The organism is Flavobacterium psychrolimnae (genome assembly GCF_003312425.1).
In the GTDB taxonomy this organism is placed as follows: Bacteria; Bacteroidota; Bacteroidia; order Flavobacteriales; family Flavobacteriaceae; genus Flavobacterium; species Flavobacterium psychrolimnae.
The window spans coordinates 179,307-197,633 of record NZ_QNUX01000001.1 but is presented as its reverse complement, the minus strand read 5'-3'; the positions used below and the strand labels follow the sequence as shown (position 1 = coordinate 197,633).

Below are 18,327 nucleotides of genomic sequence, written 5' to 3'. Positions count from 1 at the left end.
TTGCTAATGCAAAATAAGATATAATTTTAGTTTAGACTGGTGTTTTTTTACAAGTTTAGAACTAGAATAATTTGATAATATTGAAAATAAAAAGGTCGGAATTTATTTCGGCCTTTTAATTATATAAAAAGTTTAGAGATGAAAAATAAATCCTTGTTAGCATCATTTGCTATAGCAGCTCTAATAGTTGCAGGTTGCAGTAATAAAATCTTGAAATCGCCTGTTTCATATTCTAAAGAAGATGTTTTAGAGACTAGAGTGGATTCTGTGCTTCAACTGATGACTCTCGAAGAAAAAGTTGGGCAACTCAATCAGTACAACGGTTTTTGGGATATTACAGGTCCAACTCCAAAAGAAGGTCAGGCAGCTAAAAAATACGAGGACTTAAAAAAAGGTTTAGTAGGATCGATGCTGAATGTAAAAGGAGTTAAAGATGTAAAAGCATTGCAAAAAATAGCGGTGGAACAAACCCGATTAGGGATTCCTTTGCTTTTTGGATTTGATGTTATTCACGGTTATAAAACGATTAGTCCAATTCCGCTCGCTGAAGCAGCAAGTTGGGATTTAGAAGCGATGAAAAAATCGGCTGCAATAGCTGCTGAAGAAGCCGCTGCCGTAGGACTGAACTGGACTTTTGCACCCATGATTGATATTTCCAGAGATGCCCGCTGGGGACGAGTTATGGAAGGCGCCGGCGAGGATCCGTTTTTAGGGAGTAAAATTGCCGTTGCACGTGTACAAGGTTTTCAAGGCGAAGATTTATCGGCTGTGAACACTATTTTGGCTTGTGCCAAACATTTTGCAGGATATGCTTTTGCCGAATCTGGAAGAGATTATAATACGGTTGATATAAGTGAAACGGTGTTGCAAAATACCATTTTTCCACCTTTTAAAGCGGCTGTAGATGCAGGTGTACGAACGTTTATGAACTCTTTCAATGAACTGAATGGCGTTCCCGCAACAGGAAATGCCTATTTACAAAGAGAAGTTTTAAAAAGAGATTGGAAATTTGATGGTTTTGTAGTTTCGGATTGGGGTTCCATCAACGAAATGATTCCGCATGGTTTTGCTAAGGACAGCAAACAAGCGGCTGAAATAGCGATTAATGCAGGTTCAGATATGGATATGGAATCCAGTTCGTATGTGGAACATTTGGTTGCATTAGTCAAAGAAGGCAAAGTCAAAGAAAGCGTTATTGATGATGCTGCAAGACGAATTTTGAAAGTTAAGTTCGAATTAGGTTTGTTTGACGATCCATACAAATATTGTGATGAAAGTAGAGAATTGGCAACAGTTGGAAAAGCGGCCTTTCATGAAGGAGTTTTGGATATGGCCAAAAAGTCTATCGTGCTTTTAAAAAATGAAAAGGAATTATTACCTCTTAAAAAATCAGGTCAAAGAATCGCCTTAATTGGTGCTTTGGCAAATGATAAAACGAGTCCATTGGGAAGTTGGAGAATCGCTGCAGACGATAATTCGGCAGTTTCTGTTCTGGAAGGATTACAAAAGTACTCTGGAAATCAACTTACTTATGTAAAAGGAGCCGATGTAACCGAGGGAAGAACGCAGTTCATTTGGGAAACTAAAATAAATACGACGGATAAGAGTGGATTTGCAGAAGCTATTGCCGCTGCAAAACAAGCTGACGTAGTAGTTATGGTTTTGGGAGAACACGGTTTGCAATCAGGTGAGGGAAGAAGCAGAACCGATATTGGTTTACCGGGTGTCCAACAAGAATTATTAGAAGCAATTTACAAAGTCAATCCTAATGTAGTTTTGATTTTAAATAATGGTCGTCCATTAGCGATTCCTTGGGCTGATGAAAATATTCCTGCAATAGTGGAAGGTTGGCATTTAGGAACACAAAGTGGAAATGCCATTGCGCAGGTTTTATATGGTGACTACAACCCAAGCGGAAAGTTACCAATGACTTTCCCAAGAAACGTAGGTCAGGTTCCTATTTATTACAATTATAAAAATACGGGAAGGCCAGTAATGAACGAACCAGAAAGTGTATTTTGGTCGCATTATATCGATGAAAAGAATACGCCTCTGTATCCTTTTGGTCACGGTTTAAGTTACTCTAAATTTGAATATTCGGATTTGCAATTATCATCCAAAACATTTGCTAAAAATGGTAAGATTGAAGTTTCTGTAAATTTAAAAAATACTGGAAAAGTTACCGGAAAAGAAGTCGTTCAATTATATATTAGAGATTTGATAGGAAGTATAACGCGTCCGGTAAGAGAGCTGAAAGGGTTTGAAATGATAGAATTACAGCCTAACGAGACCAAAAAAGTGGTATTTACAATCGATGAAAAAACAATCGAATATTTTACAGCCAATAGAAAATGGGAAGCAGAAGCTGGAGACTTTAAAGTATTCATCGGAGGCAGTTCAGTAACAAAGTTGGAAGGTGATTTTCAATATTCTAATTAAAATAAAATGAAAAAAATATTGGTACTATTACTTGTGGTTAATTTTTCTTTTGCACAACAGAACAAACGAAAATTAGTTTGGGAAGAAAATTTCAGCGGTAAAACGTTAAACGAAAAGAGTTGGAATTTTGAACTTGGCGATGGTTGTCCTAATTGCGGTTGGGGAAATAACGAAAGACAATTGTACACGAAACAAAATCACAAGCTTGCTAAAAACAAATTGGTCATTACAGGTAAAAAAGAAGGTGATAAATACACTTCGACACGCATCACTACCAAAGGTAAAAAAGAGTTTCAATACGGTCGTTTTGAGGCCAGGGCAAAGTTGCCTGTTGGACAAGGAGTGTGGCCTGCTTTGTGGATGTTAGGTTCTAATATAAATGAAGTTGGCTGGCCAAAATGTGGTGAAATCGATATTTTAGAATATGTTGGGAAAGAACCCAATATGGTTTTTACTTCTTTGCACACGCAGGACAGCCACGGAAATACGATAAATACCAAGAAAACAAGATTTGATGATATTGAGGAAGGTTTTCACATTTACGCTATAGAATGGACGAAAGACAAAATCGATTTTTTTGTGGATGATACTTTAGTGTATACGTTTCAGCCTAAAAATAAAACAGAGGCAATTTGGCCTTATAACCAGCCTTTTTATTTTATTATTAATATGGCAATAGGAGGAAACTTTGGTGGGCCAGAAGTTGATGATAATATTCTACCGCAGGAGTTCATAGTTGATTACATCAGAGTCTACCAATAATCGTACATAATCAGTAATATAGTTAAAACTAAAATAAAGTTTGATTCTAATGCATTAACAATCAGACTTTATTTTGGTTTTTTTTTATTTTTAAGAATTCCTTGACATAAACTATTCTTTTTATTCAACGGCATGCTATTTGTATAGTAAATGTGAAAAAAAGAAGAAAAATTTTAACAAATTTTATTCATGATATGTTAATTTTCATTAATTTTACTTGCATGTTAAAATAATATTTAGTTAAATTTGAAAACTTAACGAACCTAATCCAATTTAGCCTATAATAGAAAACTACTTTTTAGAGAAAACTCTCCAATTTTAATTAAAACTAAAAAGTATTATTATGGTTAATATACAACTCCCAGACGCGTCATTAGTTAAGGAATATGTCGCAGGTAATGAGGATGCCTTAGCTAAACTAATAAAAAGGCATGAATCAAAAATCTATGGATTTATTTATTCTAAAATCCCCGACAGAGATATTACCAACGATATTTTTCAAGATACCTTTATCAAAGTGATTAAAACTTTGAAATCAAACTCCTATAATGAAGAAGGTAAATTCTTGCCATGGGTCATGCGTATTTCCCATAATCTGGTGGTTGATCATTACCGTAAAACGAAAAAAATGCCCATGTTCAGAGAAACAGAGGAATTTTCTATTTTCTCAATTATGTCTGATGATTCTTTGACGATAGAAAATAAAATAATATCGGAACAAGTAGAAATGGATTTGAAGAAATTAATTGAAGAACTTCCAGCGGATCAAAAAGAAGTTTTGGTGATGCGAATGTATCAAGACATGAGTTTCAAGGAAATTTCGGAATCTACCGGAGTGAGCATCAATACCGCCTTAGGAAGAATGCGTTATGCTTTGATGAATTTGAGAAAAGTAATTGATAAACACCAAATTGTTTTAACCAATTAACAATATCTTGAAATTTGCTGCGTTGTAATAGAAAACAAATATGTATTACTATATGGCAAAAACTTACTCAAAAAAATCATTAGTTTACCAAACGATGAAACCAAGTAAAGAAACAATTTCTTTTTTATTAGGCTATTCCAAAGCGTTAACCATAATAAAAGTAGATAATAAAAGTTTCGAAATTATATCGAATTAGAATTGTATTAATTGATGAAAAGTCAGTTTAAATATTCTAATAAGTATTGACTAAAATAAAAACCGCTTATTCTTAATGGGAATCAGCGGTTTTTTGTATTTAGTTAATTTATTTTTTATAATAAGCGTCAAGTACTGTTTTTCGGCCAATCGTTTTCGTAATTATATCTTTTTCTAAATTCCAACCACGAGCCGGAGAATATTCTCTTCCGTACCAAATAATCTGAAGATGCAAGTCATTCCAGATTTCCTCAGGAAAAAGACGTTTGGCATCTTTCTCCGTTTGGACTACGTTTTTTCCATTGGTTAAATTCCAGCGGTACATCAAGCGGTGAATGTGCGTATCCACAGGAAACGCAGGAACACCAAATGCTTGTGACATCACGACACTGGCTGTTTTATGTCCTACGGCGGGTAATTCTTCCAGAAATTCGAAACTTTCAGGTACTTTTCCGCCGTGTTTGTCAATTAAAATATGTGATAAACCATGAATTCCTTTAGATTTCATTGGCGATAAGCCACACGGGCGAATAATTTCCTTTATTTCCTCCACAGACATTTTGATCATATCGTATGGATTATCCGCTTTTGCAAAAAGCAATGGCGTAATCTGATTTACTCGCACATCTGTACATTGTGCTGATAACAGAACAGCTATTAATAATGTATATGGATCTTTATGATCCAGCGGAATTGGAATCGTAGGATATAATTTTTTTAACGTATTTATAACAAAAGTTACACGTTCTTGTTTATTCATTATTCATTAAATTTGATTGTAAAGAAAAACAATTTCAACTGCAATAGCAATATTCAAATTCAATTCAAATAAGTAAAAAATACAAATAATGACAACATTAAAAAAAGGAGATAAAGCACCTAATTTTTCAGGCGTAGATCAAGATGGAAAATCACATCAATTAGCGGATTATTCAGGGAAAAAATTAGTAGTTTTCTTTTATCCAAAAGCAAATACGCCGGGATGTACTGCTGAAGCTTGTGATTTAAGAGACAATTTTGAGAGATTTCAAGCTAATAATTACGCGTTGTTAGGTGTAAGTGCTGATTCAGCGAAAGCTCAAGCGAAATTCAAAGACAAGTATGAATTTCCTTTTCCATTACTTGCTGATGAAGATAAATCTGTAATTCAGGCTTTTGGAGTTTGGGGACCTAAAAAATTCATGGGTAAAGAATATGACGGAATCCACAGAACCACTTTTGTAATTGATGAAAAAGGAATCATCGAAGAAGTAATTTCTGATGTAAAAACGAAGGCGCATGCAGCTCAAATACTTAAATAAGTATTAGTGTTGCGTTTTTAGGAGTTAGTTGCTAGTGTAATTTAATTAAGTTTCTAAAACTGAATTTAGATTTTGAAATGCAAAGAAAAGTCCAGAGTTGAGGTTATAATTTACCGCAATTCTGGACTTTTTTATGATTTTAATGTACTAGTTGCTTTCGTTCAAAACTTTATTTGGATCAAATCCAAAAAGTCTGTGTTCTTTAATTATTTCTGCAATACCGGAAGGAAGCATTTGTTCCCAACCTGGTTTTCCATGATTAATCATATTCAAAACTTCACGGGAGAAAACTTCTAGAATTGAAGGGTCATAATCGTCAATATCAACTACTTTACCATTGAATTTAAAGAATTTATAAAGTTCTTTCATTCTTGGATGTACTTTCAAATTCTCGGATGTAATAATTTCTCCATTTTCACCAATCATTGGATACAAGAATACTTTCATATCGCGGTAGAATAATTTTCCAAAAGCTTCCAGAATTCCACCACTTAAATGTCGGTAATATTTCTCGTCAAAAATATCTATTAAATTATTTACGCCCATGGCTAATCCCATTCTGGCTTTGGTATAATTCGCAAAATACTCCACCACTTTATAGTATTCCTGAAAGTTTGAAATCATTACGGTTTGTCCAAGAGAACACAATAATTCAGCTCGATCCATGAAATCTCTTTCATCAATCTCACCATCGGAACGAAGATTTGAAAGTGTGATTTCAAAAACTACCAGTGTATTTTCAGCATTTACTTTATTCTCGTTTAAGAACATTTTCAATGATTTCTCATACATGTCCATATTAACTTTTGTAACCGGACGAAAACTTCCTCTAAAAGCAAGTATGTTTTTTTTGTATAAAATAGCTGCAGGAAGTATGTTTTTTCCATCAGGATTAAACATTACCGCATCAGTCATTCCGTTTTTGACTAATTGTAAACTCATTAAACGATTGTCTACATCAGCGAAACGGGGACCTGAGAAATTTATCGTGTCAATTTCTAATTGATCTTTGTCTAAATGATCGTATAAATAACGCAAAAGACGTTTTGGATCATTGTATTTGTAGTAAGCCCCATAAATTAAGTTTACACCAAGGATTCCAAGAGTTTCCTGTTGCAAACGAACATCAGTTTCTTTAAAACGAATGTGAAGAATGATTTCGTTGTAATCTTCGTCTGGTTCAATTTGGTAACTTATTCCAACCCAGCCGTGTCCTTTAAATTGTTTGGCAAAATCAATAGTGGCAACGGTATTGGCATAACTAAAAAACATTTTGTTAGGATGTTTTTCTCTACTTAGTCTTTTTTCTATTAGGTTTACTTCATGAGAAAGCATTTTTTTAAGTCGGCTTTCAGTGACATAGCGACCGTCTTCTTCAATACCATAAACGGCATCACTAAAATCTTTGTCATAGGCTGACATTGCTTTTGCGATTGTTCCGGAAGAACCACCAGATCTAAAAAAATGTCTTACAGTTTCCTGTCCAGCTCCAATTTCAGCAAAAGTTCCATAAATATTTTCGTTCAAATTGATACGAAGTGCTTTATCTTTAATTGAAGGGATTTGTTGGATGATTTTATCACCTTTTAATTTTATTTCTGTATCCATTTTCTTTTAATATGGCTAATATTTCGCAAAGTTAATGAAATAGGTTTCTAATGAAAGAGAATTAACCCTATTTTTGCAAATAAAATAAAGAAAGTTGAAGGTATATTTTTTAGGAACTGGTACGTCACAAGGGATTCCTGTTATCGGGAGCAATCATCCCGTTTGTAAAAGCACTGATTTTAAAGATAAAAGACTGCGAGTTTCGGTATGGATTTCTTGGGAAAATTACTCTTTTGTTATCGATTGCGGACCTGATTTCAGACAACAAATGCTCTCCTCAAATTGTCAGAAAGTAGACGGAATTCTTTTTACCCACGAACACTCAGATCACACGGCAGGAATTGATGATATTCGTCCTTTTAATTTTAAACAAGGAGAAATCCCAATTTATGCACACCAGAGAGTGATTCATAATTTGAGAAAACGTTTTGATTACGTTTTTGAAACAGTAAATAAATATCCCGGTGCGCCATCTGTGCAAACTATCGAAGTGGTCAATAATCAATCCTTTTCAATTGGAAATAAAACAGCTGTTCCTATAAATGTGATGCATGGAAATCTTCAGGTTTTTGGGTATCGAATAGATGATTTTGCCTATTTAACAGATGTGAAAACTATAGAAAACAGTGAAATTGCAAAACTGAAAAATCTAAAAGTATTGGTTATAAATGCTTTGCGGGAAGAACCTCATGATACGCATTTCAATTTGAAAGAAGCGTTGGATTTTATAACTTTGGTGCAACCCAAAAAAGCGTATCTCACTCACATTAGTCACATTATGGGATACCATGAAGAAGTTCAAAAAAATCTTCCGGATAACGTCTTTCTGGCCTACGATAATTTAGAAATTACAATTTAATTTTATTTAAAATGAAAAAATCATTATTCCTTTATCTAACTATTTTGGCTGTGCTTTCAACTGTTTTTACCTACATGTTTTTAAGCAAACAGGTTACATTTGAACAAAATAGATACGATAAAACCACAAAAAAATTAAGAGACAGTTTAAGCTTAGTTTCGAATCAGTTAGTGGATGCCAACTATTTTTCTTTAGAAAAGAATGAAAATGCGCAGAATTATTTTGATCCAGGAAATGGAGATAAAATGATTCAATTCGAAAAATTAATTCCGGTTGTCACTGAAAAATTATTGGATTTTAACGCCAACCCAAAAGGAAATCCTTATACCGGTCAAGACCAAATTGGGACTAATAAATTTATTATTAACAAAGTAAGAATATTAAACCACAGATGGATTATTGCGGATTATAGTGATGGTGAAATTTGGGGCGAAGTTTTGTTAAAATACTTTGTCAATCCTGATGAAAGCATTTCTTTTGAAGTGAATCAATCGCTGTTGTATCAGAAATAAATAATTGGTCGAAGTTTTCAGATAGTATACCCTGAAAACTGCGACTGATTACTGAAATTTATTTTTCCTGAAGCCAGTTTTTGAAGTCATAAAAGTTCTGTGGAGCAACTCCATGACCAATTGGATATTCTTTATAGGTTAAATTTATTCCTAAATTTTCTACTATTGCAGGCGTTTTTCTTGCCCATTCTACTGGAATTACCTGATCTACCGTTCCGTGTGAAGCAAATATTTTCAGGTTAGTAAAGTTGTTTTTTAGGTAATCCTCAGATACAATTTCTAAATTTAAATACCCGCTCATAGCTACTACTTTCTGAACTTTTTCAGGATAAGAAAGTGCAACTGCGTAACTCAAAATAGCGCCTTGGCTGAAGCCAACTAAAGCAATTTGTTTCTCATCAATTGGATAATTGGCAATTAACTCATCAATAAATCCAGCTATTAAATCCCTAGAAACTTTAGCTTGTTCGTGGTCAGAAAATTTGTTTTCGTCCGCATCAAAGTTAATGGCGTACCAAGCAAAAGCACCGTATTGCATATCATAAGGCGCACGCGCTGAAATAATGTAATATTCTTCCGGAAGTTCAGTAGCAAATGAAAATAAATCTTCTTCATTGCTTCCGTATCCATGCAATAAAAGGATTAGAGGATTCTTGTCTAATTTTATTTTTGGTTCTCTTATTTTGTATTCTAAAGATAAATTCATTGTAATTATGATATGTTTGATAGCCATTTTTGATAATAAGCCCCTAATAATGGAACTGGTTTTGTTTCTCCTTTTATAGCACTTGTAATGCCATACGACCATAAAACAAATACGAAAATCCACATGGGAGCGGATATCATCAAGCTGTCAAAATTGCTGATGATTAATCCCAATGATATGAATGTTAAGGTAAGTCCTAGTCCTTGTCGGATGTGAAAAGAAGCAAATGCATTTTTATCCTCTGAATTTATTGACATTGCTATAAAAACACCGATTCCCAAGATATAACTGGTAATCGCGGCAGTTTTACCGGACTCTGAATTATTATTATTATTATTATTATTATTATTATTCATTTTTCTATGCTAAAATTAATTTTCCTTGATTCACAATTCCGTATACTTTTCCTTTTATTTCAGCACCTAGAAAAGCACAATTTTTAGATTTGGATAAAATAGATGATTTTGTAAAAATGCTTTTTGGTTCAGGATTAAATAAGGTAATATTTGCTTTTGAACCTTCATTAATCGTTTCTGTTTCGATTCCAAAAGTTGTTTTTCCGGAGGTCAATTTATCTATTACGGTTTCTAATGGCAATACAGTCATCAAAGCTCCAAAAGCACTTTCCATTCCAATTGTTCCATTTTTGGCACCGTCAAATTCCATTTTCTTGTGTTCAATATCTATCGGATTATGGTCAGATGTAATCATATCAATGGTTCCGTCTTTTATACCTTTCAACAAAGCCTTTCTGTCGGTTTCAGTTCTAAGTGGCGGCGAAACTTTATAACGCGTATCAAAACCTTCCAGTTTTTCATCGGTTAAAACCAAATGATGCACAGCAGCACTGCACGTTACATGAAGTCCGTTGGCTTTAGCCTCTTTGATTAACTGAACTGATTTTTTAGTAGAAATTGTCGGAATGTGAAGTTTTCCTCCGGTATATTCTAACAGGAATAAATTTCTTGCGATTTGTAATTCTTCGGCAAGATTTGGAATTCCTTTCAAACCCAATCGGGTAGAAACTATACCTTCATTTGCCACTCCGTTTCCTTTTATATTTTCGTCTTGGGAAAAAGCAAGAATCAATCCATCAAAATCCTGAACGTATTGTAAAGCGATTTTTAACAAATTAGCATTATCTAAACTTTTATTATAATCGCCAAAAGCAACTGCTCCGGCTTTTTTCATATCATACAATTCTGCCATGTCTTTTCCCGCACTTTCTTTGCTCAAAGCGCCAATAGGATACAGTTGAGTTGCAAATCCTTGTGCTTTATTCAAAACAAAATTCACTTGAGATTGATTGTCAATAATAGGGAAGGAGTAGGGCTGTAGTGCGATTGCTGTAAAACCACTTTTGGCAGCAACAGTAAGTCCGTTTGCTATGGTTTCTCGGTCTTCAAAACCAGGTTCTCCAAGAGAAACGCTGCTGTCAAACCAGCCTTGTGAAACGTGTAAATTATCAAGTTTTATTTCGTCTGCTTTATCTGGATTTGGAAGTGATGTTCCAATTTTTTTTATAAAACCATCAACAATTAAAATATCTGCAGTCTTATTATGAAAAGGACTTTTTGAATCGATAATTTTGGCGCCTCTGATGATTAATTTCATATGTAGATAATATTTATTTTTTAATGGAATATGGAATTCGTATTACTGCATTAACTTTTGCAACCAGACAAATTTCACATTTATTTTTTCAAGTATTTGACCTCCGTTATTTACTTTACGAATCGTATAATTGCCATTTCGCTAATCAGAAATAACAGTGCAAAGATAACAAACCATTTCCAAATTTGATTGTCAGTTCTGTCAGTTTGTAAAGTATCAAATAGCGATGGGATGGATTCGATTGTTTTATAGTCAGAAAGAATATTGTCATTGGCTGAAGCCAAATCACTTTCAGTTCTGTTATAATTAAAACTGATGTTTTCAATCCATTCTTTTTTATTGTAAATGCTAAAATTTCCTGCTTGTTCCGGATAATCATTGAAAGTCATTTTGACTTTATTATTCAGAATTTGTTGAATAGGAATAAATTGTTCATCTGAGCCTTTTACTGTTAAAATAGCGTCTTTGTTTAAGGATGCTTCTGTCAAATGAGGGTTGTTATTTCCAATTGTCAAAGCATTTACACCGTTGTTTTGATTGTTCATCGCCATCTTGTAAAATGTAGGCACAATTAATGGAGATTGCTGAAAATTAGAATTTTCGGTATTGATAGGAGCTGCAAAAACGGCAACTGCTGAAACCGAATTTGTTATCGATGTCAAGAAAACACTTTGGTCCTCATAAGACAAAGCAGCAGAACTGGAACTGGATATTATAAATGAACTTTTAGTTTTTGGATATTGAAAATTAGTCACTTTATTTTCAAAAACGCTATTGAATATTGGATGATTGAAGTTGATTTTATTAATCAGCTTTTCTCTGTTTTCTAAAGAATTGAATCTAAGATTTCCAAAATTCGAAATAAAAGAATTCATATTGGTAATGGAACTTATCGCCGAAGGAATTACAATTAAATTGCCGCCTTTTTCTACAAAAGATTTTAATGTGGTCGCTAAAGCTTGAGGAATTTCATCTAATTCATTGAGAACAATTGCGTCTTGTTCTTCCAGTTTATTGTAGTCTAAAGTACTTAAAGTATAATTGTTAAAATTGAATTCTTCACTGGTGTAAATTCGGGAAAGGAAGTTGCTTTTTACCGGTTCTCCAATACTGATAATATTGGTTTTCTTAGTTTTAGAAATGCTAAAATATAACGTGTTATCATAAGTCAATCCATTGTCAACTATTGAAAAATAACCATGAAAAGCTTGCTTTGGAATGGTAAAGTTGAGATTTTTTTTCTTTGTTTCTAAAGTTACTATCGTTTTAGCAATAAGCTTATTTTCATTGTATAGAGAAATTGGAATCGGTTTGAAATCATCTCCATAACCGGATATTTGGACGCTAATTTCATAAAAATTGTCCAATGTTTTATTGATGAAAACGCTGTCAATAGAAACATTGTTTTTTTGTTCTGCTTTTGGGATTATGAATAAAGGAGAATCAGTTACATCACTATTTTTCAATTGTTTTTCATCAAGACCAATAGCATCGGTAATGATAACGATATCTTTTTTAAAAGCTGATTTATGCGCTTTTATTTTGGCCATTATATTGTCCAATTGGAACGGAGTAGCACTGTATTTTAGATTTTGCAAGGCACTACGAACCGACTTTATATCCGTGTTCCAATAATTTTCGGAATTGGTGAGCAAAGAAAAATTGAAGTTTTCCGGAGTTTCTTCTAGTAATTCCTGAACAGCTCGTTTTAGCAATTCCCCTTTTTTGCCTTTGGCTTGCATACTAAAAGAATTGTCCAAAATGATATACAATTCATTGTTGGCATTTTTGCTGTCTTTGGACTTAAAAAAAGGCTGGGCAAATGCTAAAATAATGCAAATTAATAGCAATAAACGACAGCCGAGAAGAAGCCATTTCTTGATTTTAGAGCTTTTTCTGGTTTGAATTGAAAGTGCTTTTAAGAAACGAACATTAGTGAAATATTCTTTTTTGAAACGGCGTAATTGAAATAAATGAACCAAAATTGGAACAATCAACAAGAACAGAAAGTATAAAATTTCGGGATGTTTAAAATGCATTCTGAGGTTGAGTTTACTTCACTGGATTTTATTTTCAATGAAGTTCATTGAATTTCGTGAGTCAAAAATACAAATTTGTTGACAGTTTTAGTTGAAGTTGTTATAATTTTTCAAAGGAATAAACAATTGACATTCATTATTGATATAATGTGTATTTTAGCTTTTCAATAAAATTTAAAAACATGAAAAAGCCGTTTGCTATTGTTCTACTAATTTTCATTTTTACAAGTGTTCAGGCACAAAAAAATAAATTCAATTTACTCATTGGAACCTACACTCAAAGCTGCGATAGCAAAGGAATTTATGTATATGATTTTGATTCAAAGACAGGTGATTTCAGTTTTAAAAATGCGACTGAAAAAGTTATAAATCCAAGTTATTTGACGGTTTCAAAAGATAATAATTTTGTTTATTCCGTAAATGAATTTGGTGCCGAAAGTACGGTAAGTTCTTTTAGTTATAATCCAGCAAGCGGAAAATTAGACTTAATCAACAAGCAAAGTTCAAAAGGTGCTGATCCTTGTTACATTATAAACGATGATAAAAATGTAATTGTTGCCAATTATTCTGGTGGGAATGTTTCCATTTTTGGTAAAAATAATGATGGAAGTCTTACTGCAGCAAAGCAAGTAATCCAGCATTATGGAAAAGGAATTAACAAGCAAAGACAAGAAGGTCCTCATGTGCATATGGTTCATTTTTCTCCAGATAAAAAGTTTGTTTTGTCTAACGATTTAGGGAATGATAAAGTGTATTCCTATGGCTATAATCCTAATGCTGAACATACTGTTTTAGAACTGAAAGACAGTATTTCAGTAAAATCTGGTAGTGGACCCAGACATTTGACATTCAGTAAAAATGGAAAGTTTGTTTACCTATTACAGGAATTAGACGGTGCGTTAACGGTATTTAGTTACTCCAACGGAATATTAAAGAAGATTGACGAAACGACTATTTTAGCTAAAGATTTCAAAGGAACGTTCAGTTCTGCGGATATCCATATTTCGCCTGACGGGAAGTTTTTATATGCGTCTAATCGCGGTGAAGCCAATAACATTACAATTTTTAAAATTCTAAAAAATGGAAAATTAGTATTGAAAGGAAAAACCAGTACTTTGGGAAAAGGACCTAGAAATTTTGCGATTGATCCAACAGGTAAATTTCTTTTAATAGCACATCAATATACCAATGACGTGGTAATTTTTAAAAGAAGTAAAAAGACCGGATTACTTACTGATACTGGTAAAAAAATTGCTTTATGTTCTCCTGTATGCTTGGTTTTTACCAAGAATTAATAAATACAGTCAAAGAAAAAAGGCTAAAAATGATTGTCATTTTTAGCCTTTTTTACTTTACTATTTGTTCTTGTCTTTTCTCTTTTTGTCTCTGGTTTTTAGCATGTTTCTATTTACAGAACCATGTGTTTTCTTTTTGGTAACACCAGGTCCACCCAAATTGACTTTCTTATTCTTTTTACTTTTCTCCTGAAAAGCTCCATCTCCATCAAGTTTCTGTTTTTTCATCAAAAACTTAATCGGTTGTCTGTCTTTTTCAGGCTCTATTAATTTGGATGAAACTTCAACGGTTTCCGGGAAAGGCTCAATTGCCAATTCCATATTCATCAGTACTTCGACCTCTACTTTGAACTCTTCTTCGCGAGGCGCGATAAAACTTATTGCGGTTCCTGAAGCATCAGCACGACCAGTTCTACCAATTCTGTGCATATATAATTCTGGCATTTCTGGCATTTCAAAATTGATTACGTGTGTAATATTCGAAATGTCTAAACCTCTGGCCATAATATCTGTGGTAATCAAACCACGTAAATTTCCTTCTTGGAACAAAGCCATCGTACTCAAACGATAATTTTGTGATTTATTAGAGTGAATTACTCCAAACTGACCGTCAAAATCTTCTTCGATTCGCTCGAGAACCATATCCGAAATCTTTTTATTATTGACAAATACCAGAACACGACTCATATCCTCGTTATTATGCAACAAGTGTTTCAGTAGGTTTATTTTGGTATTGAAATTAGGAACTTGATAGGATAATTGTTTGATGTTTTCCAATGGTGTTCCTGAAGCGGAAAGCGTAACTTCTTCCGGATAATCAAAATAATCATTCAAAATTGCATCTACTTCATCCGTCATTGTAGCCGAAAAAAGGATGTTTTGACGTTTTTTTGGCATCATCGCTAAGATAGCAGTCAATTGCGTACGAAATCCTAAATTTAGCATTTCATCAAACTCATCGATGACCAGTTTTTGCATCTCTTCAAAACGAATGACATTGTCCAGTGTTAAGTCCATGATTCTTCCTGGAGTTCCCACTAATATGTCGCAACCTTGATAAACGGTCGTTTTTTGAGTATTAATATTCACACCACCAAAAATCCCAATAGTTCGAACCGACATGTATTTTGTCAGTTTTTCAACTTCTTCCACAACTTGAACTACAAGTTCGCGTGTAGGAACCAGAATTACTATTTTTGGTGTATGTCCTGGAGTGAATTTATATAGTTTTAACAAGGGCAATAGGTAAGCAAATGTTTTACCGGTACCAGTTTGAGCGATTCCCATCATATCTCTTCCGGACATGATCACAGAAAAAGTTTTTTCCTGAATTGGAGTGGGAGTAGTGAATCCTAAATCATCAATCGCTTTTTGTACGGATTTCGGAAGGTTGAATTGCTCAAAAGTAGTCATTTGCTTAAATTTTTTGCAAAGATAGTCTTTTTGAAAGTAATGCTCAAAATCAACATTTTTCTGAGGCTATTTTAGCATCATATATGAATTAATGATTTAATAATCGCTTCACTCGTAATACTAATTCGTTTGGATTAAAAGGTTTTGCAATGAAATCATCGGCGCCAAGTTTAAATGCTTCGCTAACAGAATGTTCCTCTTCTCCCAAAGACGATAACGCAATTATAGCTTTATTTTCGTAATTACTTTTTACAAAGTTAATTACTTCTAATCCTGATTTATACGGCAATAATAAATCAGTGATAACCATATCAGGATTTATGGTGTGTAATTGTTCAATAGCACTGAGACCATCTCTAATTACGCTCAACTGATATCCTTCTTTATTTAGTATGAATGTGAGGATTTTAATCATTAACTCATCATCTTCAATAATTAGTATTTTTTTATCGCTGTTCATTTGAGCTATTTTATTTGTTGTAAAGTTCAATCTCATCAATCATTACCATCGGTTTTTTGTTTTTCTGTTTTCTCCAACTTGGTAAATCTTCCTGATTCTGTACGACCAATTTTATTTTTTCAAAAGTGCTGAAACTTTTATCCGTAATCTCTATTTCATTAGTTTTTACTTCATAATTTTCTATTAAATTTACGAATTTTTTTTCAGTTATCACGTTCCATTTTTTGTTTTTATATCCAAATATTGTGATTTTTTGTGGTAGAAAAATCCAATTTCTTTGATTATCTAAAAAGTGCATCTTTATACGATTAAAATCTAAATTTTTTGTAATTATCTCTATTTCAGGATCGTTTCCATACCATCCTATCCAGTTGATGTTGTAATCTTTGTGGCCATTTATTCCATCAACAAATCCCGCACTTCCTTTTCCTGAGTATTCTGTTGCTGGCGGTGTCAGAAAATTAATTTCTAGTTTTTCTCCAAGATGTGTTGCCGTATTTTTAGTTATTTCCAACCAATTCTTGTAATATTGGTCAGGTGATAATCCGTCTTCGCTCATTTCGTAAATTCCAAATTCATTGCACGCTTCAGCGAATTTCGACACTCTTTCATTGAGGCCGGGTTTTACTTCCTTTTCACCATTGGCATTGACGATAAACATCCCGTGTTGCTCTTTCCCGTAATACTTTGATTGCTCAAAAAACACATATTCTAATGCAAGACGTAATTTTTTTACTCGGGAATATAAAACAGGATCTTCATTTACGGATATGGAAGCTTCGTCCAATAATTGATCATATTGATCCATCGCTTTTGGAGATAGAAAGGTATTTCTACTTTGAATAGGTCCAGAATAAATGTCTAATGTACGATTCGAATTTTCTTGGTTTTTGGACAAGAGATTTAAATATTCTTTAATTGAAGATGCCGCATTTCCGTAAAAACCTCTTAAAAAATCGTCGGTTGTTGATTCAATATCTATTTCGGTATTCCATAATAATTTAGCTAAAAGATATTGTCTTAATTCCGAAAAATCTCCGGGAACATCAGCGTAACCTTGGACAAATAATCCTTTGACATTATTTTGTTTGAAAAGTTTATAATTATCTGAAAAGGTATTGATGTTAGGAAAAGGAGATAAATAGTTTGAAAATTGCACGGTATAATCCCATAAATACAAGTTGGAAGCCGTTTTGCCCCAGTTTTGTAATATTTTGATAAAGGATTTGTTTGCAGGATCGTTCTGTATCGATTTTCCTCTGTTCAATTCGATAGGGCAAAATAAAGTGTAAATATTCGATTGTATTTTTAAATTAGTTGGTGCTTTGTAGGTGTGTTGATACGCCAGTGTAGCAATTTTTGTTTTCGGAAAATGTTTTGCAATTTTATTCATGAAAAAGTAAAGAGAGCCTTGCGGTCCTCCATGTTTTTCATTCAATGATTTGCATTTATCGCACTCACAATATACGGCGTCATCATTTTGACTAACTGATATAAATGATGCTTTAGGATTGTCAGTAATAATTTGAGTCATTTTTTTTATGACATTATTAACGACAGTTTCGTTAGTCATGCAAAGTGATTCCGGTCTTCGTTTCCCTTCGTATAAAGCAAAAAAATCAGAATTTGTTTTGAAAAATTCTTTTGGTGGTAAAAGTGTATGAAATGAATGTCCCCAAATACTGAAATCGTCCAAATGCCAATCTAATTTATGCCAATCGCGGAAATCTTCATCAAAAGCATCTGGATAAAAAAGTACCCGATATTCAAATGAAGGATTATGTATTTGGGTTGTGTTTTTTGGAAAAACAACACGATTTAATTTTGGAATATAAAGATCTTTCGAAGTGAATTTTCTAAATCCCCAATTTTCAAGTAAAGTATAAACGGCGTATCGAAGCAGTTTTTCATTGGCTGCAGCCAAAAAAATAGTGGCATCATCACTTTTGATGCTGAAACTGTTTTTGTCCTTTTTATTTTTAGAATTTGTAATTTGGAGATGAATAGCTGCTTTCAATTTTCCATTATTTTCGCTACTGCCTTGAATGATAAAAGGATTAGAAAAGCTTTTGTCTAAATACTTTTTTAAAATGTTTGCAGCTGGTTTTGCATTTTCGTTGATGAATTCAATAGCATTTTCCTCCCCAGGTTTATTCTCAATAATAATGTTAGATTGAGCCATAGTTTTGAAGTTAA

At 33.3% G+C, this 18,327-nt stretch carries 17 protein-coding genes; 8 read left to right on the top strand and 9 right to left on the bottom strand.

The window, feature by feature from the left end; genetic code table 11:
- The first annotated feature begins 138 nt into the window (after positions 1 to 138).
- From bglX to DR980_RS16275, 4 genes are all read left to right on the top strand, one after another.
- Positions 139 to 2,439: a beta-glucosidase BglX gene (bglX, locus tag DR980_RS00870; protein ID WP_113633380.1), complete on the top strand. Its 2,301-nt coding sequence runs from the start codon at positions 139 to 141 to the stop codon at positions 2,437 to 2,439.
- A 6-nt stretch (positions 2,440 to 2,445) separates the two neighbouring features.
- Complete coding sequence (locus tag DR980_RS00865; protein WP_113633379.1) at positions 2,446 to 3,201, top strand: glycoside hydrolase family 16 protein; 756 nt, start codon at positions 2,446 to 2,448, stop codon at positions 3,199 to 3,201.
- Positions 3,202 to 3,544: 343 nt separating this feature from the next.
- A complete protein-coding gene (locus DR980_RS00860; protein WP_091171946.1) occupies positions 3,545 to 4,129 on the top strand; it encodes an RNA polymerase sigma factor in 585 nt (194 codons plus the stop codon).
- A 52-nt stretch (positions 4,130 to 4,181) separates the two neighbouring features.
- A complete protein-coding gene (locus DR980_RS16275) occupies positions 4,182 to 4,325 on the top strand; it encodes a hypothetical protein (protein ID WP_165151563.1) in 144 nt (47 codons plus the stop codon).
- A gap of 108 nt (positions 4,326 to 4,433) precedes the next feature.
- On the opposite strand, the gene DR980_RS00855 is transcribed toward DR980_RS16275, so the two are convergent.
- On the bottom strand, positions 4,434 to 5,084 hold the full coding sequence (locus DR980_RS00855; protein ID WP_113633378.1) for an endonuclease III domain-containing protein: 651 nt from the start codon (positions 5,082 to 5,084) through the stop codon (positions 4,434 to 4,436).
- An 88-nt stretch (positions 5,085 to 5,172) separates the two neighbouring features.
- Between DR980_RS00855 and bcp the strand changes: the two genes are divergently transcribed.
- Positions 5,173 to 5,625, top strand: a complete 453-nt coding sequence (gene bcp / locus DR980_RS00850; protein WP_113633377.1) for a thioredoxin-dependent thiol peroxidase — start codon at positions 5,173 to 5,175, stop codon at positions 5,623 to 5,625.
- A gap of 147 nt (positions 5,626 to 5,772) precedes the next feature.
- Here bcp and DR980_RS00845 read toward each other — a convergent pair whose 3' ends face one another.
- On the bottom strand, positions 5,773 to 7,233 hold the full coding sequence (locus tag DR980_RS00845) for a TonB-dependent receptor (protein WP_113633376.1): 1,461 nt from the start codon (positions 7,231 to 7,233) through the stop codon (positions 5,773 to 5,775).
- A gap of 94 nt (positions 7,234 to 7,327) precedes the next feature.
- On the opposite strand from DR980_RS00845, the gene DR980_RS00840 reads away from it, so the two are divergent.
- Positions 7,328 to 8,092: an MBL fold metallo-hydrolase gene (locus tag DR980_RS00840; RefSeq protein WP_113633375.1), complete on the top strand. Its 765-nt coding sequence runs from the start codon at positions 7,328 to 7,330 to the stop codon at positions 8,090 to 8,092.
- 11 nt (positions 8,093 to 8,103) lie between these two features.
- On the top strand, positions 8,104 to 8,604 hold the full coding sequence (locus tag DR980_RS00835; RefSeq protein WP_113633374.1) for a hypothetical protein: 501 nt from the start codon (positions 8,104 to 8,106) through the stop codon (positions 8,602 to 8,604).
- A gap of 58 nt (positions 8,605 to 8,662) precedes the next feature.
- Here DR980_RS00835 and DR980_RS00830 read toward each other — a convergent pair whose 3' ends face one another.
- The 4 genes from DR980_RS00830 to DR980_RS00815 all read right to left on the bottom strand — a co-directional run bounded on the left by DR980_RS00830 (position 8,663) and on the right by DR980_RS00815 (position 12,963).
- A complete protein-coding gene (locus DR980_RS00830) occupies positions 8,663 to 9,310 on the bottom strand; it encodes an alpha/beta hydrolase (RefSeq protein ID WP_113633627.1) in 648 nt (215 codons plus the stop codon).
- A gap of 5 nt (positions 9,311 to 9,315) precedes the next feature.
- A complete protein-coding gene (locus DR980_RS00825) occupies positions 9,316 to 9,666 on the bottom strand; it encodes a hypothetical protein (protein ID WP_113633373.1) in 351 nt (116 codons plus the stop codon).
- A 4-nt stretch (positions 9,667 to 9,670) separates the two neighbouring features.
- Positions 9,671 to 10,924 carry a dihydroorotase gene (locus tag DR980_RS00820; RefSeq protein WP_113633372.1) on the bottom strand — a complete coding sequence of 418 codons (1,254 nt, stop codon included), beginning with the start codon at positions 10,922 to 10,924 and terminating at the stop codon, positions 9,671 to 9,673.
- A gap of 110 nt (positions 10,925 to 11,034) precedes the next feature.
- Complete coding sequence (locus DR980_RS00815; protein WP_113633371.1) at positions 11,035 to 12,963, bottom strand: vWA domain-containing protein; 1,929 nt, start codon at positions 12,961 to 12,963, stop codon at positions 11,035 to 11,037.
- 182 nt (positions 12,964 to 13,145) lie between these two features.
- Between DR980_RS00815 and DR980_RS00810 the strand changes: the two genes are divergently transcribed.
- Positions 13,146 to 14,258 (top strand): lactonase family protein, encoded by a 1,113-nt coding sequence (locus DR980_RS00810; protein ID WP_113633370.1) that lies wholly within the window; start codon positions 13,146 to 13,148, stop codon positions 14,256 to 14,258.
- Between the two features lie 60 nt (positions 14,259 to 14,318).
- Here DR980_RS00810 and DR980_RS00805 read toward each other — a convergent pair whose 3' ends face one another.
- The 3 genes from DR980_RS00805 to DR980_RS00795 all read right to left on the bottom strand — a co-directional run bounded on the left by DR980_RS00805 (position 14,319) and on the right by DR980_RS00795 (position 18,313).
- The gene (locus DR980_RS00805; RefSeq protein ID WP_113633369.1) at positions 14,319 to 15,671 is read right to left on the bottom strand and encodes a DEAD/DEAH box helicase; all 1,353 of its coding nucleotides are present in this window, start codon (positions 15,669 to 15,671) and stop codon (positions 14,319 to 14,321) included.
- A gap of 88 nt (positions 15,672 to 15,759) precedes the next feature.
- Positions 15,760 to 16,131 carry a response regulator transcription factor gene (locus tag DR980_RS00800; RefSeq protein ID WP_113633368.1) on the bottom strand — a complete coding sequence of 124 codons (372 nt, stop codon included), beginning with the start codon at positions 16,129 to 16,131 and terminating at the stop codon, positions 15,760 to 15,762.
- Between the two features lie 10 nt (positions 16,132 to 16,141).
- Positions 16,142 to 18,313 carry a DUF4838 domain-containing protein gene (locus tag DR980_RS00795; protein ID WP_113633367.1) on the bottom strand — a complete coding sequence of 724 codons (2,172 nt, stop codon included), beginning with the start codon at positions 18,311 to 18,313 and terminating at the stop codon, positions 16,142 to 16,144.
- Positions 18,314 to 18,327: the final 14 nt, after the last annotated feature.

Bases quoted from the DNA above. Each gene is read 5' to 3' on its own strand.
- bglX (WP_113633380.1), top strand. From the start codon at position 139: ATGAAAAATAAATCCTTGTTAGCATCATTTGCTATAGCAGCTCTAATA.
- DR980_RS00865 (WP_113633379.1), top strand. From the start codon at position 2,446: ATGAAAAAAATATTGGTACTATTACTTGTGGTTAATTTTTCTTTTGCA.
- DR980_RS00860 (WP_091171946.1), top strand. From the start codon at position 3,545: ATGGTTAATATACAACTCCCAGACGCGTCATTAGTTAAGGAATATGTC.
- DR980_RS16275 (WP_165151563.1), top strand. From the start codon at position 4,182: ATGGCAAAAACTTACTCAAAAAAATCATTAGTTTACCAAACGATGAAA.
- DR980_RS00855 (WP_113633378.1), bottom strand. From the start codon at position 5,084: ATGAATAAACAAGAACGTGTAACTTTTGTTATAAATACGTTAAAAAAA.
- bcp (WP_113633377.1), top strand. From the start codon at position 5,173: ATGACAACATTAAAAAAAGGAGATAAAGCACCTAATTTTTCAGGCGTA.
- DR980_RS00845 (WP_113633376.1), bottom strand. From the start codon at position 7,233: ATGGATACAGAAATAAAATTAAAAGGTGATAAAATCATCCAACAAATC.
- DR980_RS00835 (WP_113633374.1), top strand. From the start codon at position 8,104: ATGAAAAAATCATTATTCCTTTATCTAACTATTTTGGCTGTGCTTTCA.
- DR980_RS00830 (WP_113633627.1), bottom strand. From the start codon at position 9,310: ATGAATTTATCTTTAGAATACAAAATAAGAGAACCAAAAATAAAATTA.
- DR980_RS00825 (WP_113633373.1), bottom strand. From the start codon at position 9,666: ATGAATAATAATAATAATAATAATAATAATAATAATTCAGAGTCCGGT.
- DR980_RS00820 (WP_113633372.1), bottom strand. From the start codon at position 10,924: ATGAAATTAATCATCAGAGGCGCCAAAATTATCGATTCAAAAAGTCCT.
- DR980_RS00815 (WP_113633371.1), bottom strand. From the start codon at position 12,963: ATGCATTTTAAACATCCCGAAATTTTATACTTTCTGTTCTTGTTGATT.
- DR980_RS00810 (WP_113633370.1), top strand. From the start codon at position 13,146: ATGAAAAAGCCGTTTGCTATTGTTCTACTAATTTTCATTTTTACAAGT.
- DR980_RS00805 (WP_113633369.1), bottom strand. From the start codon at position 15,671: ATGACTACTTTTGAGCAATTCAACCTTCCGAAATCCGTACAAAAAGCG.
- DR980_RS00800 (WP_113633368.1), bottom strand. From the start codon at position 16,131: ATGAACAGCGATAAAAAAATACTAATTATTGAAGATGATGAGTTAATG.
- DR980_RS00795 (WP_113633367.1), bottom strand. From the start codon at position 18,313: ATGGCTCAATCTAACATTATTATTGAGAATAAACCTGGGGAGGAAAAT.